This is a genomic window from Bacillus thermozeamaize, assembly GCA_002159075.1.
Taxonomy (GTDB): domain Bacteria; phylum Bacillota; class Bacilli; order ZCTH02-B2; family ZCTH02-B2; genus Bacillus_BB; species Bacillus_BB thermozeamaize.
Window position 1 is genome coordinate 59001 of the sequence record LZRT01000060.1, and the last position, 15126, is coordinate 74126.

6 protein-coding genes and 2 CRISPR repeat arrays are annotated in these 15126 nt (G+C 52.4%); all 6 genes read left to right on the plus strand.

Features of this window, described 5'->3' with window-relative positions; genetic code table 11:
* Nucleotides 1–48 precede the first annotated feature (48 nt).
* Nucleotides 49–5839: a CRISPR direct-repeat array (repeat unit 30 nt; unit sequence GTTTGTAGCTTACCTATGAGGGATTGAAAC).
* 153 nt (nt 5840–5992) lie between these two features.
* The gene (locus BAA01_05385) at nt 5993–7219 is read left to right on the plus strand and encodes a transposase (GenBank protein ID OUM88532.1); all 1227 of its coding nucleotides are present in this window, start codon (nt 5993–5995) and stop codon (nt 7217–7219) included.
* Between the two features lie 230 nt (nt 7220–7449).
* A CRISPR array of direct repeats spans nt 7450–7942; the repeat unit is 30 nt; unit sequence GTTTGTAGCTTACCTATGAGGGATTGAAAC.
* 120 nt (nt 7943–8062) lie between these two features.
* On the plus strand, nt 8063–8713 hold the full coding sequence (locus tag BAA01_05390; protein OUM88561.1) for an adenosine nucleotide hydrolase: 651 nt from the start codon (nt 8063–8065) through the stop codon (nt 8711–8713).
* A gap of 655 nt (nt 8714–9368) precedes the next feature.
* Nucleotides 9369–9740 (plus strand): hypothetical protein, encoded by a 372-nt coding sequence (locus BAA01_05395; protein OUM88562.1) that lies wholly within the window; start codon nt 9369–9371, stop codon nt 9738–9740.
* A gap of 260 nt (nt 9741–10000) precedes the next feature.
* Complete coding sequence (locus BAA01_05400; protein ID OUM88533.1) at nt 10001–11740, plus strand: hypothetical protein; 1740 nt, start codon at nt 10001–10003, stop codon at nt 11738–11740.
* Entirely contained in the window at nt 11727–14141 is a 2415-nt protein-coding gene (locus BAA01_05405) for a hypothetical protein (protein ID OUM88534.1), read from the plus strand. The genes BAA01_05400 and BAA01_05405 overlap by 14 nt, the downstream gene beginning before the upstream one ends.
* Before the next feature lie 242 nt (nt 14142–14383).
* Entirely contained in the window at nt 14384–15025 is a 642-nt protein-coding gene (locus BAA01_05410) for a hypothetical protein (protein ID OUM88535.1), read from the plus strand.
* Nucleotides 15026–15126: the final 101 nt, after the last annotated feature.

Genomic DNA, 15126 nt, shown 5'->3' on the forward strand with positions numbered 1-15126 from the left:
CTATAATCCCTTTTAAGGAAAAGTATTGATATGATGGGACCGAAATGGGTTTGTAGCTTACCTATGAGGGATTGAAACGAGTATGACACGGATGATAAGATGGTCTCTTATAAGGGTTTGTAGCTTACCTATGAGGGATTGAAACACGGCTTCAGAAGATGACCAATTGGAAATCGTGGTGACGGTTTGTAGCTTACCTATGAGGGATTGAAACAAGGCCAAATACTTCACACGACCGCGAAAGTTGGACTTTGTTTGTAGCTTACCTATGAGGGATTGAAACCTCTACGCATAAAAATAGTTGACATCGTACGCTACAGGTTTGTAGCTTACCTATGAGGGATTGAAACCGGTATAGCGGTAGATTCTAATAAAAATATATATGGTTTGTAGCTTACCTATGAGGGATTGAAACTGGCATTTTCCTATCCATAAATCCAGCCGTTTACCGTTTGTAGCTTACCTATGAGGGATTGAAACTTGGATGCATACACCGTCCGGGTGCGCTGTTCTGTGAGTTTGTAGCTTACCTATGAGGGATTGAAACACCGTTGGCATACAGCAATGCGTCTGAACGCCATTTCCGTTTGTAGCTTACCTATGAGGGATTGAAACACCTTTGGCATGTCTCACACCCCTATTCCAGCGGCTCGTTTGTAGCTTACCTATGAGGGATTGAAACAGGGAAAGGTGGTGGATATATACGCAAATGCACCGAGTTTGTAGCTTACCTATGAGGGATTGAAACCCAAAGGCGTTTCATCCTTTAATTCCCACACCCCAAGTTTGTAGCTTACCTATGAGGGATTGAAACGGCGCATTCCTTCCGATAGGATTCCTTCAGAAGATACGTTTGTAGCTTACCTATGAGGGATTGAAACTAGTGCTCCAGTGTAAATTTCGCCATTTTAATCCTGTCGTTTGTAGCTTACCTATGAGGGATTGAAACACGAAACCTTGTCTTCATCGGCCTATGGATGGCGGCGTTTGTAGCTTACCTATGAGGGATTGAAACGTAATAGCCCTGGAGAGCAGGACAGAAACATTGCGAAGTTTGTAGCTTACCTATGAGGGATTGAAACTTCGGAAGGGGAATGTCCCGATCAACTCGGCCACGAGGTTTGTAGCTTACCTATGAGGGATTGAAACCCAGATGTTCCCGAACGCAACGCGGTTGTCACGGCAAGTTTGTAGCTTACCTATGAGGGATTGAAACTATTCCTCGCGGTGGGCTTCGTTGGCCGAATCGTAGAGTTTGTAGCTTACCTATGAGGGATTGAAACAGGTATGGTAAAAAGCACAACGGATTGGGCAATCCGCGTTTGTAGCTTACCTATGAGGGATTGAAACTGACGAAAGCTTCCCAATTTATGGCAAAGCGGATGCGAGTTTGTAGCTTACCTATGAGGGATTGAAACATGGGAACCTCGTTTACCGTTGTAAAACGACGGTCAATGTTTGTAGCTTACCTATGAGGGATTGAAACTCCTTCCTTCCGTTGACCACCTGCGCATCCGCATCACTGTTTGTAGCTTACCTATGAGGGATTGAAACTCCTTCCTTCCGTTGACCACCTGCGCATCCGCATCACGGTTTGTAGCTTACCTATGAGGGATTGAAACCGGGATAGTCGTTACACCTTACGGTTGTTTGGCATGTTTGTAGCTTACCTATGAGGGATTGAAACAAGGGGATGAAGCGGACGGCATCTTGCAGATCGATGTGTTTGTAGCTTACCTATGAGGGATTGAAACAATCCTTCCTCGCCCCGCCGATTTTCTCCCCGACATCGTTTGTAGCTTACCTATGAGGGATTGAAACGCTTCTCCTTTAATGTGATATGTACCGTAGGATCTCCAAGTTTGTAGCTTACCTATGAGGGATTGAAACGATGCATAATTCACGTAGTTTACGATCGTAATCAATGGTTTGTAGCTTACCTATGAGGGATTGAAACCTCATCTTTTCTTCGGCTATGCGGATGTCGGAAATGGGTTTGTAGCTTACCTATGAGGGATTGAAACGGGTATGGCCACTCCGGAAAAAGATCCAACTCTCGCGTTTGTAGCTTACCTATGAGGGATTGAAACCTTTCTTTCAGTCTTGGCACGTGCAACCGTCCCGGGTTTGTAGCTTACCTATGAGGGATTGAAACTTTTGCGCTGCATCGGCTTTGCGGCTTTGCGCTCTCAGTTTGTAGCTTACCTATGAGGGATTGAAACTGAAGCCTGCGGCTGGCTTCCGCCTCATCGGACGCCTGTTTGTAGCTTACCTATGAGGGATTGAAACGCGATCGCCCTAGCAATCTTACGCGTGACGTAAGCATGTTTGTAGCTTACCTATGAGGGATTGAAACTCCAACTTAACCATTCACTTCCCTAACGTCACATACACGTTTGTAGCTTACCTATGAGGGATTGAAACTTAGCCCGTCGAACAAGCCGTTGGCTGCAAGTGGCGTGTTTGTAGCTTACCTATGAGGGATTGAAACGCGGCGAAAAGAGGAAGCGCGTGGAAGTGTACCACAAGTTTGTAGCTTACCTATGAGGGATTGAAACGCGCAACCCCATCGCCAATCGTGCATGATAGTGGCCTGTTTGTAGCTTACCTATGAGGGATTGAAACATGTACCGGATGGGTGCCGTATCGAGCAATCCATCCAGTTTGTAGCTTACCTATGAGGGATTGAAACCCGGTTTCATGATGCCGCCTCCTGTCTTTTTCGCAGTTTGTAGCTTACCTATGAGGGATTGAAACTACCCCTCCAACAGGCAAACCTTGGAATGAAAGCCAGTTTGTAGCTTACCTATGAGGGATTGAAACGTCTACGTCATCACCTCCACACCTAGATTGCCTGTCAGTTTGTAGCTTACCTATGAGGGATTGAAACGACTCAGCCAACTGCCAAGCCCTTCCACTGCAGTCGCGTTTGTAGCTTACCTATGAGGGATTGAAACAAGCTTCCGGGCCACCGGTTACCGTCACCATAAAAGCGTTTGTAGCTTACCTATGAGGGATTGAAACAAGCTTAGCAATCAGTCCATCGTGATCCTAGCTGAAGTTTGTAGCTTACCTATGAGGGATTGAAACCGTCCGCGCATACATACCTGTCAGCAAGCATCTCTTTCGTTTGTAGCTTACCTATGAGGGATTGAAACATCCGATCAACACCAGTTATGTCGTCAAGCAATTTTGGTTTGTAGCTTACCTATGAGGGATTGAAACTTAGAGTCGGGGCTCCCGTCGTAGCATGCCCTTGCTGGTTTGTAGCTTACCTATGAGGGATTGAAACGCATTGGCTTCAGCTATGGATCTTTGCTGATCCGCATAGTTTGTAGCTTACCTATGAGGGATTGAAACATCCTGATCAACACCAGTATAGTCGTCAGCAATGTATTGGTTTGTAGCTTACCTATGAGGGATTGAAACAAGAGCAACCATTTCCTCAATGGTTTGCAACAATGGAGTTTGTAGCTTACCTATGAGGGATTGAAACGCTTGGTCAATGCCTCTCTAAGAGCCTGAAACGTCTTCGTTTGTAGCTTACCTATGAGGGATTGAAACAAGGAATCAATGCCCGTTTGGTTGATTTAAAGAACGGTTTGTAGCTTACCTATGAGGGATTGAAACCTCGGTCAAGGAATTCCCTTTGTCTGCTTGTTCATCCGGTTTGTAGCTTACCTATGAGGGATTGAAACGTGGATGAATAGTATTCGTGATCAGGTGGTGGTTAACGTTTGTAGCTTACCTATGAGGGATTGAAACTAAGGTTCACCACCATATTCAAACCACTCCGTGATCCGGTTTGTAGCTTACCTATGAGGGATTGAAACGCTCAGCTTCCATGTCGATTGAAACGTTGACTGTTTATGTTTGTAGCTTACCTATGAGGGATTGAAACTGCGCCTATACCTACGACGAAGCTGTGAAAACCCTCGGTTTGTAGCTTACCTATGAGGGATTGAAACGAAATATTTGGGGCAGACGCTTGGACAAGCAGGGGGGGGTTTGTAGCTTACCTATGAGGGATTGAAACGGGGTGGCCTTATGGTTGACCCTGAAGGATTCAAAAGTTTGTAGCTTACCTATGAGGGATTGAAACGATTCGTTCGCGCCGATAGGTAGCAGGTAGTCCCAGTTTGTAGCTTACCTATGAGGGATTGAAACAAGAACCTCGCAAGCCGTGACCCTTCCAGCTACTGTTAGTTTGTAGCTTACCTATGAGGGATTGAAACAGAATTTCTGAGATTTTCAATGCTGTTAATATACGGGTTTGTAGCTTACCTATGAGGGATTGAAACCGGCAGAGAAACGAGCTTGCCTACCGTCACGAGTACCGTTTGTAGCTTACCTATGAGGGATTGAAACATAATGGTATTATAAAATATGTCTAAGTTTCTTGTGGGAGTTTGTAGCTTACCTATGAGGGATTGAAACTAATATCACATTTTACGGGCATATGCCCGTTTTTTGTTTGTAGCTTACCTATGAGGGATTGAAACGTTTATCAGTTGATAAGGCATATGCATTACGTGGACTGTTTGTAGCTTACCTATGAGGGATTGAAACATCTTCATAGTCCAACTCAACAAAATTTGGAGCGTGTTTGTAGCTTACCTATGAGGGATTGAAACCCGCCTTGAATATTTCTTTGTAGGTTTTTGCGACAGTTTGTAGCTTACCTATGAGGGATTGAAACACGTATTTAAGCAACCTTTGTGCAACATGTTTCAATTCATGTTTGTAGCTTACCTATGAGGGATTGAAACACGTATTTAAGCAACCTTTGTGCAACATGTTTCAATTCATGTTTGTAGCTTACCTATGAGGGATTGAAACACAAACATATCTAGCAAAAGTGCAACCATATCCAGTGTTTGTAGCTTACCTATGAGGGATTGAAACCTACATACACCACTTCTTCAAACACATCATCCATGTGTTTGTAGCTTACCTATGAGGGATTGAAACATGTCGTAGACAACCCTTCGACTAACATCAAGCTGTTGGTTTGTAGCTTACCTATGAGGGATTGAAACAAGTCAGAGCGACATGAGGGATATACCGTTCATTGGGTTTGTAGCTTACCTATGAGGGATTGAAACGATTATGTCCGTGATCAACCATCTCTTGTGGCTTTTAGTTTGTAGCTTACCTATGAGGGATTGAAACCACTGAGTTTTCGGAAGTTGAAGGCGGAATGTACGGTGGTTTGTAGCTTACCTATGAGGGATTGAAACGAACAACATGGGCCTGATTCTGTTAGTTGTTCCTCTCCGGTTTGTAGCTTACCTATGAGGGATTGAAACTGTTTCCTGTACCTAATCCTAATCCTGTTCCGCAGCGTTTGTAGCTTACCTATGAGGGATTGAAACGCCGGAACCGGGCCCGGAACCATATCCGGAACCTGTGCGTTTGTAGCTTACCTATGAGGGATTGAAACTACTTCCTATCCCATACCCTGAATTTCATCTCCCTCGTTTGTAGCTTACCTATGAGGGATTGAAACGTGACGGCTGGAGATGGTTCTGTAGAGGTACATAAAAGTTTGTAGCTTACCTATGAGGGATTGAAACATATAGCTCCTGCATCCCCTTCCAGAGCACTGCGAGTTTGTAGCTTACCTATGAGGGATTGAAACACATGGTGGTGTTGGACGAGCTGTCGTCATTCAAAAGTTTGTAGCTTACCTATGAGGGATTGAAACCCGCATCCCTGAACAAGTGCGCGTCACCCAACGCAGGTTTGTAGCTTACCTATGAGGGATTGAAACCGGTCCGAACAGCCTCTTCAAAACCGACGCCAGTCAGTTTGTAGCTTACCTATGAGGGATTGAAACATGGTGTGATTGGTCACCGGAGCGCGGGTGTGAGTTGAGTCCGTATAATTGTGTAAAATTGGATCCTCTCTGTAAAAAAAGAGAGCCATTTTCAATTCCCCTCGGTTAGAATGTAGTTGACCTGACAACATTCCAAGGAGAGGGGAATTTGAAATGGCTCAATATCAGATTACCGTAGATTCGCAACTGTTGCATCAACTTTTTCTTAGTAACTCGCAGGATGCGGGAGTAACCAAGCTGCTGGAATCCGTATTGAACCAAGTGTTGCAAGCCCAGGCAACGGAACAGTTGGGGGCAGAGCCCTACGAACGGACGGAAGGACGCCAAGGATATCGAAACGGGACGTATCCGCACCAATTAACCACTCGTGTTGGCACCATTACGCTTCGTGTTCCCCGAATTCGTAACGGAAAGTTCTCAACGGAGTTGTTTGCCCGTTACCAACGCAGCGAACAAGCTCTGGTATTGGCTTTGATGGAGATGGTGGTCAACGGAGTGTCGACTCGAAAAGTGGCCCAGATCACGGAAGAGTTATGCGGTACGGAGTTTTCGAAATCCACGGTGTCGGAATTGTGCAAGCGTCTCGATCCTGTCGTGACGGCCTGGAACAACCGTCCGCTTCATGACAACCCGTTTCCCTTTGTCATCGTTGATGCGCTGGTACTCAAAGTGCGGGAAGAAAGTCGAGTGCGGTCCCGAGGCGCTCTTATCGGGATTGGTGTCAACACCGACGGATATCGCGAGGTATTGGGCTTGATGCTTGGCGACAGCGAGTCGGAAGCCAGTTGGAGTGAATTTTTTGGCTGGCTGAAAAGCCGCGGGCTTCGAGGCGTCGATCTGATTGTGTCGGATGACCACGGAGGATTGGTTCGAGCCATCCGCAGGAACTTTCAAGGCGTCACCTGGCAGCGGTGCCAGACACACTTCCTGCGCAATATTCTGGATGCCACGCCGAAAGCGCTGCAGGATGAGGTACATAGCCGGGTACGAGCCATTTTGGATGCACCTGATCACGATACGGCACGGCTGCTCCTGAATCAGGTACTGGAGGCATACGAAACGAAAGCTCCGAAAGCCATGGCAGTCCTGGAAGCTGGTTTTGAAGACGCGACGGCGGTCTTGCTTTTGCCGGAAAAGTATCGCAAGCGACTCCGTACCACCAATGCTCTGGAGCGCCTGAATGAGGAAATCCGCCGCCGTGAACGGGTGATTCGGATCTTTCCGAATCGTGAATCGGCCATACGTCTGATCGGTGCATTGCTCATGGAAATCGATGAGAAATGGGCAAGCGGCAGAAAGTATTTGGATATGGGTGAATATCTGGAGTGGCGCGAATCACAGGTCACCAACATGAGTGCCAAAGTCACGCGTATCGGCTAACGGACGTCTATCGCAGCCTGTCAAAGCCGCGAAGCGTTCCATTTGGCCTTGACAGGCAATTGCTCAACACACTATAACTGCCCAGCAATCCTTTGCTGGGCATGCCACACGGCGAGTGACGGGGAGCAGGGGGCGTGCTTCCTGCGTCTCCCCCTTCGGGGGAAGGAATGAGGTATTCTAACCGAGGGCGAATTTACACACAAATATGGACTTGATCCGGGTGTGTGCGAGTTTGTAGCTTACCTATGAGGGATTGAAACGTTGAATGTATAAACATTCAATCGTTAACTTTATCAAGTTTGTAGCTTACCTATGAGGGATTGAAACCTTGCGACAATTTGGCGAAACAACCGGTCAGCTTCGTTTGTAGCTTACCTATGAGGGATTGAAACCGATTTCTTCCGGTCTCATTATTATCACCCCCTTCGTTTGTAGCTTACCTATGAGGGATTGAAACTGAGTATGCCATATCCCTTCTGAGGGCGGTGGGATGAGTTTGTAGCTTACCTATGAGGGATTGAAACGAACAGCATCAAAAGGTTAATCGAAGAAAGAATGAGGTTTGTAGCTTACCTATGAGGGATTGAAACACGCTGGCGCAGGCCGCCGAAAAATTTGGGATCCACCGTTTGTAGCTTACCTATGAGGGATTGAAACTTGGAATTCAAAGTCACCACGGGATTCAGGAATTGAGTTTGTAACCTACCTGTAAGGGATTGAAACTTGATCTTGCTCTTTTAGTTTTCGAACCGATTTTTTTGTTTCCGATCCTATCTGTGAGTGTTGCCAGCGGTTGCAAATGACAAAAATACTATCCAAAAGAAGGTGTAAACATCCGTGTCCATTTCCGGTTTGTCTTTTTTCTGTTCCTGGAGCGGCGGGAAAGATTCCGCGTTGGCGCTTTACCATGCCTTGCGCGACAATGGAAAGGCGCGCTTTCTTTTCACCATGCTTCATGAGGATGGGCTTCGTTCACGTTCCCATGGCTTGCCCGTGTTACTCTTGGAAAAACAGGCACAAAGCTTGAACATTCCTTTGGTGACCAGAGCCGCCTCATGGAATGATTACGAAAAGGTTTTTACGGAAGAATTGCACCGCTTTAAAAAGTTGGGTGTACAGGCGGGAGTCTTTGGAGACATCGACCTGGAGGAGCACCGATTGTGGGAGGAGAAGGTGTGCCAGGCGGCATCCCTTTCAGCTTGTTTGCCCTTATGGCAGCGCCCGCGGCGGGAACTGGCTGAAGAATTTATCGATCTCGGCTTTACGGCTGTCATCGTGGCCGTCAACCACGATGTCGTTGACCCAGACTTTTTGGGCCGGGAATATAATAAAGATACTTTGGCTGACCTTGAAAGAGCGGGCATTGATGTGGCGGGAGAAGCCGGCGAGTTTCATACATTTGTGACAGGAGGGCCTATTTTTAAAGAACCCATCGCCATCCAGACAAATCGAACGGTTTCTTCAGGAAATTACAGCTTCCTCGATTGGTCTTGAACCTAGACGCACCCCGGTCCAGGTGTTTTTTATTTAAGTCCAGTTTTTCACTCATTTAAGATTTCCTTAAGAATTTCCTGATCCTTTGTTTAGCATGTCCTGTTTTTAGCATGCACAGTAATGCACGAAGGGAGATTTGCGGAAGACTTTGGGTAAAAGCTTTTGATTAGGATGAAATAGATATTGTTTATTGAACAATGAGAAAGGAGAGTTGGCTGGAATGGAATGCTTTGGGTGGTGCCGAAGATGACGAGCGAGAAAAGAGGAGAACTTCCATTGGTCCTTCGTGGTCCTGGCCTGATCATTCACCGGTATATTGGCAGGCAGTATGGGCATACCGTTCCCACCCATCGTGGCGCTTTTGGCAGGTAACTCACTCATCATGTCAAATTTATGACAAAGCAATAGTGAACATTGTTAGGGTATCCGCCCACTTATATACTTAAAGTGAAATGATGAAATGCCTGGGGAAGGTGACCCAGCACGTTTTCGTAATAGGGAGATGCATATCCGTGCATCATTAGGTTGAGGATGTCGTATCAAAGAAGATGTCGTATCAAACTCGGAATACCTGAAAAGAGGGGGGCGCGGCTTGCGAAAAAGGGACTTGAGTTTGAATAAAGGGTTTGTGGCGTTTGGCATTGTGTTGGCCTGCATGGTTCTCGTTGCCGGTTGCTCGCCTGGGCAGCAGGAGGAGCATCAATTGTCGCTGGAGCCCACGGTGCCCGTGAATGTGGAAGTGCAGACGGACCCTGAGACGCTGAAGGTGGGTACACCTGTCCAGATCATGGCCAAGGTGACGCAGGGCGGGGAACCGGTGGAAGATGCGGACAAGGTGCTGTTTGAGTTGTGGCGGGAGGGCCAGGCGGATGATCAGCATCAGAAGATGGAAGGGGAGAATCGGGGTCAAGGGATCTACGCCATCACCTACACCTTTGAGGAGCCGGGCACCTATTATGTGATTCCCCATACGGATGCGCGGGGGATGCACACGATGCCGACGGCCACGCTGACAGTTAACGAATAGCAGGCCCATATAGGCAGCTTGAAACGAATATACGAATCGATGATGGGGCGGATGAAGCAACGGTGGGGGACGACCCGTAAAGCATCCCATCACAAGACGCAAGAAAAGGCTTGTTCCGGAAGGGGCAAGCTTCTTTTTGATCGCGCAGGTCAAACCTTTGGTATAATCGTGACATGCAAACGAACGAATCGTGACATGTCATATGCGGTGTCCGCATCCGTTTTAGCTGTTCACATGCTTGCTTCAGCGAGGCGATCCGAATGAAACGGTCATTGTGGGAGTATTCCGATAAACAGCGCGTGATTCCGGGGATTGCCATGAGGGAAAATGAGGTGCATCCCACCATCCGCACGCGGCTCAGTTTTGCAGGCGGCAGCCGTATCCTTTACGGCCCGTCTCTGGCCCTGAGCCGGTTGTTGGCTGGTGAAGTGGCGGTCGGCACCGTGCAACAAGGGGGAGATCGCCTGTATCTCTGGGAGGCGCGGGAGAGTCCTGCGGCGGGTATGCCGGACGTTTTGCCGGCGCCAGACGTTTCGCCGGCGAATACGTCTGCGTCTGCGGAGGCACCGGCGGAAAAGCTGTTGGACAACAGCGCAGGGCCCGATTTCGGGACGAGGTATGTCGGGTTGTTTCACCCGATCCAGCGGCGGCTCTTCTGGGGCGTGCTGCCCCCGCCGGGGCACTCCAATGGACCGGTTCATTCCCAAGGGCCCGTGTCAGAAAAGGCGGAACCGCACTGGTCCATCTATGTGGGAGCGCTGCTGCTGGCTTACGAGGACGGGAAAAATCCGGATGTCTCGGAGATATGGCCGCTTTTGCAGGAGGAATGGCGCGAGCGGGGGCGCCTGGGCGAGACCGAAGCTTCGCGGGAGGCGCTCTTTTTGGTCAATGCCTTTCTCTGGCAAAACCGCTTTTTCTATATCCAGGATACCACCCAGCTGGAACCATTGCCGGCGTCGCTGCCGCGGAACGTGCGTGACCTGTCGGAGGAGCTGGTGGGGAAAAAGGTGCTGTTTTCCTGGATGGCATCGGGGAGAGGCCACGGATCGGATCATCCATCGGTTGCATCCGTTTCGGACACGAACGATGAATCAGCCCTTCTGGATGGTCGTTTCGCCTTGCCGGGGACGGAGCACTGGGGGGATGAAGCGCGGGCCATGATCCCGCGTTTTCGCCCGGACGAAGTGCGGTTGCCGGATTTTGTCGTGGCGCTGGCCCGGATGATCCGGGAGACCAGCGGCAGCCGGCGGCCGCTGCGCAATCTGTTGTTCTACGGGCCGCCTGGCAGCGGAAAATCGACGCTGGCGCAGGTTCTGGCCCAGCTTTTGAACCTGCCGTACTATTACGTCAACCTGTCCCTGAATGCCGAGGAGGAGGTGCTGCTGGGAAAATTTGTCCCCACCGAGGTGGAGGGCCGCTTCCGCTTCGAGGAACCGCCCTTTGTCCAGGCATTCCGGAACGGCGGGCTGGTGGAGCTGATGGAGCTGAACTTTGCCCGGCCGGGCGTCTTGGGCGCGGCCCACAGCGCGCTGGAGACGCCGTACCGCCTGACGCTGGCCAACGGCGAGGTGGTGCAGCGTCATCCCAACTGTGTGGTGGTGGCGACGATGAATCTGGCGATGGTCGGGACGCAACGGCTGAACGAGGCGCTCAAATCCCGCTTTCAACGCAAGGTGTACGTGCCGCCGCTGCCCCGCGAGGATCTGGTGGAGATCGTTGTGCAAGCCAGCGGATTGACCGATCGCGAGATGATCCGCCGGATGGCCGATGTGGTGGAGAAAATGCAGCGCCGGGTGGAGCAGGAAGGGCTTCCCGGACAAGTGGGCACGCGGGAGTTGATCGATTGGGCGCAGGATGTCCGCTTTACCGGCGATCCGGTGCTATCCGCCTGGCACACCATCTTGCCGGCCGCCGCCATGGAGCACAGGGACATCCAGGAGGAATTGGCGCAAGTGCTGGTGGAAAACGTGTTCGGCTTTGCGGGTGATGGACGTGCATGAGCGGCAATTCCTGCTCTCGGAAGCTTACCGCCAGTATCTGGAACGGGTGGTGCGGACAGTCAGCGGCGAATATGACCTGCAAGTGGTGTTTTCCGACCAGATCCAGACGGACGGGCGGGTGATCCAGATCAACCCGCTCTCGCCATTGCTCGCCAGCCTGCCCACCTTGGAGCAGAAAACGCTGGCCATCCTGGGACAGCTGGCTCATGAATATTTCCACATCGCCTACACCGATTTTCGCGCTTTCCGGCTGCTGCCCGCCAAGATGCGGGAGGAGACGCCGTTTCGCCGCGAGATGGCTTACCGGCTGTTGAACATCATCGAAGACGCGGCGGTGGAGCGGGAAGGTTGCGAGGCGTACCGGGGTTTGTTCCGGCGGGCGGTGTTTTTCAGCAATCATGTGGCTTTTTCGCAGATGCCGGGAATCGATGAGATGCAGCGGCGGGGCGCGCCTTCCTTTCAGGTGCTGTCCCAGGCAACGCTGATGCAGGCGATCTTGGGCCGGGTGAAAGGTCACTGGCGGGACGAACGGCTGGCCGCGGTGTTTGAGGAGGCCCTGCCGATCCTGGCGCAAGGCAGGGAGGCGGCCGATTCCATGGCCCGTTTGCGTCATGCGGAGGCGCTGTACCGGCTCTATTTGCCCTGGATCGAGGAGATGGAAAGGCAAGGAGCGGTGGCGGATCATTCCTTCCAGTATGTCAAGCCTGTCTTTCGTTATGAAGAGGGGACGGGCGGGCTGAGAAGCGTCCGCATCACGGAAAGCGGCCGCATGATCTCGGAAGACAGCCGTGTTTGGGAAAGCGGCCGCGGCGCGGAACGGGGGAACGGGATCGGCACGGGGCCAAACGCGGAGAGCGGGCGCCATGCACAAGAGGCACAAGAGGAGGCAGGTGGGACGAGGGAAGCAGATGGCTGGCGTTGGGATGAAGACGTGGGGCATCCTTCAACGGCGGGGAAGGCGGCTCAACTGCCTGGCCGGGAGGCGCCGGAGGCCCAGGAACCACGCAGCGAGGCTTCCTTGCAGGATGATCAGTCCCGTCTGTCAAACCTGCAAGGCGGGACGCGGCGGGAGAAATCATCCGTCCCCCGGTTGAAGTGGTTTCGCCTGGGACGGCGCAGACGGAATGCTGCCGCAGAGGCGCGCCATATGGTGGACGCGGAGGAGGTGCGGGCGGACGCCACGGGAGAGGGAGAAAAAGCGATGGCGCCGCTGGCGGACCGTTCCGCACCGGCGGCCGATGCGGCGAAGGCGACCGGAGCAAGTCCGGGAGCCGATCATGGCGCGGCGCCCGCTGGGCCAGCCGCTGTGGCCGGCCATCAAAGCGGACAAGATCATCAAAGCGGAGCAGAAAAGGACGCCGCGCCGTTTCCCGCAAGCGGGACGGCGCCAGATGATGCGGCGGCGGGTGAGTGGGCGCCGGTATTGAAAGAATTGGCGAAAGCGCTTGGTTCCGTGCAAGCCGCAGCGCGGCGGGAGCGGGAAGCGGGGGAAAAAAGCCGCTCCCTGGCCCGGGATGCCGCGTATCGGGCGGAGCGTCTGGCGACAGGCGTGCACCAGGGGATTCGGCTTTTCGCCAACCGGGATTTTGTGCTGGGGCAGGAGGAAACGGCGCGGTTTGCCCAGCTGGAGGCGGAGAGCCGCTGGCTTGTGCAGAGCATGGCCCGTCAGTGGCAGCACTGGCTGATGGGCGGACAGCCGGTGCGGCAGACGGGACTTTACAGCGGCAAGCTGGATGAACAGCGGTTGTGGCGCAGGGACACACGCCTGTTTTACAGGCGGTTAGAGGATGAGGCCGCCAATGAACTGGCCATTTTGGTCCTGGTGGATGAGTCCGGGTCGATGCAGGAGGCGGAGCGCTGGCGGCACGCGCAACGGGCCTGTCTGTTGCTGGAGGCGGTTTGCCGGGCGTGCCGGCTTCCCTTTGCGGTGATCGGGCACCTGGCCGTTTACGGACAACCCCATGTGGTCCACCATCATTACCTGGACTTTGGTCCCCGCCCTGTCAGCCAGCGGCAGCGTCTCGTGCTGCTGGGTCCCAAGGAGAACACACGGGAAGGATTGTCCCTGCGCTATGCGGGAGAATACATCCGTCAGGCCAGACAAGCGGGCTGGCTGGGCGATCCGGAGCGGGTCCGGCCGGTTCTCCTGTCCTTTTCAGACGGACAGCCGGTTCATGACGTGGAAGGATGGACATTGAAAGGGACAGCCGCGCAAGAAGATGCGCGAGCCGCTGTGCGTGAACTGGAAAAGGATGGGATTCAGGTGATCGGCGTGGCGATCGGGGAGGAGCCATCCGCGATCGGACAAATCTACCCCCATGCGCTGGAGGTGCGTCGACTGGAGGATCTGCCGCAGCGGCTGATCCGCAAACTGAGGCAGCTGGCTGAAGCGAATGGGTGAACGGGAAGACTGTGGCCGGGGCGTGAAAAAGGGACGGAACGTGAAAAAGGGCCGGGGCTGAGGCATGAAAAAGGGCCGGCGACAGGGATGTCATGTCGTGGGCCATTGCGAACGGGCGGACGATGGACGGCTGGGCACGAGAAATATGAAGCATCAGAAACAGGTTGCGGAAAAGATACCGGAGCGGAAAAGATACTAGAGGAAAAGATACTAGAAAGGAAGCAGGAGGTGGCGGGCGGGACATGACGGTGGAATTCGTCTTTGCCTTTCAGGGGGATGAACAAGCGGCGGAGCGGTTTCTGCAGGAGCATGGCGCCGGCACAGGGCTGCGCCTGTCCGGCCAGGCCGGGTTGTGGCGGCTGCGGGAGGGGCTGGAACAGAGCGCTTATGCGGCCGATGTCTGGAGTCAGCTGCGCCTGTTCGGTGAGACCGAGTGGCTTGCGCCCGAGAAGCTGTGGGAAGCGCTGGTGTCTCAGGATGTTGGTGCCCAGCAGGTGTTTCAGTGGCTGGGCGTGAAAACCCTTCAACAGCTGCCTGCGGCTGCCCGGCTGCCGTACGACCGTTACCCGCCGGTGTCCCTGTCGTTGGAGGTGGATCCGCAGGTTTCCCTGAAGGAGGTCATGCGGGTGTGGCAGGAACATCCATTGTTTGTCCAGGGGACGGGGTGGATGATGCTGCGTCCCTGGGGGCGGGGCCATGGTTTGATCGTCGAGGCGCACCCTTTTGCACCGGAAGCCGATGCGGAAGTGTTTTTTATCCAGATCCGGGATCTGGCCCGGATGGTGCCGCTTCGCACAGACCGTTGGGGGTTCCGCTCGGTTCGCGCCTGGCTGCCGCTTTCTGCCTGCCATGCATTGATGCGGCAAATCCGCACGGCATCCTAGAACCGGTTTGGCGTGCTTTGTGCTGACTGCCTTTTCGCCTGAAAAAAACCATGTTATGATGGGACTAAGTGACCGTGAAAGAAATTCGGATTGGAAAACTT

Excerpts from the sequence above, each read along its gene's own strand:
- BAA01_05385 (OUM88532.1), top strand. The coding sequence starts at position 5,993 with ATGGCTCAATATCAGATTACCGTAGATTCGCAACTGTTGCATCAACTT.
- BAA01_05395 (OUM88562.1), top strand. The coding sequence starts at position 9,369 with ATGGTTCTCGTTGCCGGTTGCTCGCCTGGGCAGCAGGAGGAGCATCAA.
- BAA01_05400 (OUM88533.1), top strand. The coding sequence starts at position 10,001 with ATGAAACGGTCATTGTGGGAGTATTCCGATAAACAGCGCGTGATTCCG.
- BAA01_05405 (OUM88534.1), top strand. The coding sequence starts at position 11,727 with ATGGACGTGCATGAGCGGCAATTCCTGCTCTCGGAAGCTTACCGCCAG.
- BAA01_05410 (OUM88535.1), top strand. The coding sequence starts at position 14,384 with ATGACGGTGGAATTCGTCTTTGCCTTTCAGGGGGATGAACAAGCGGCG.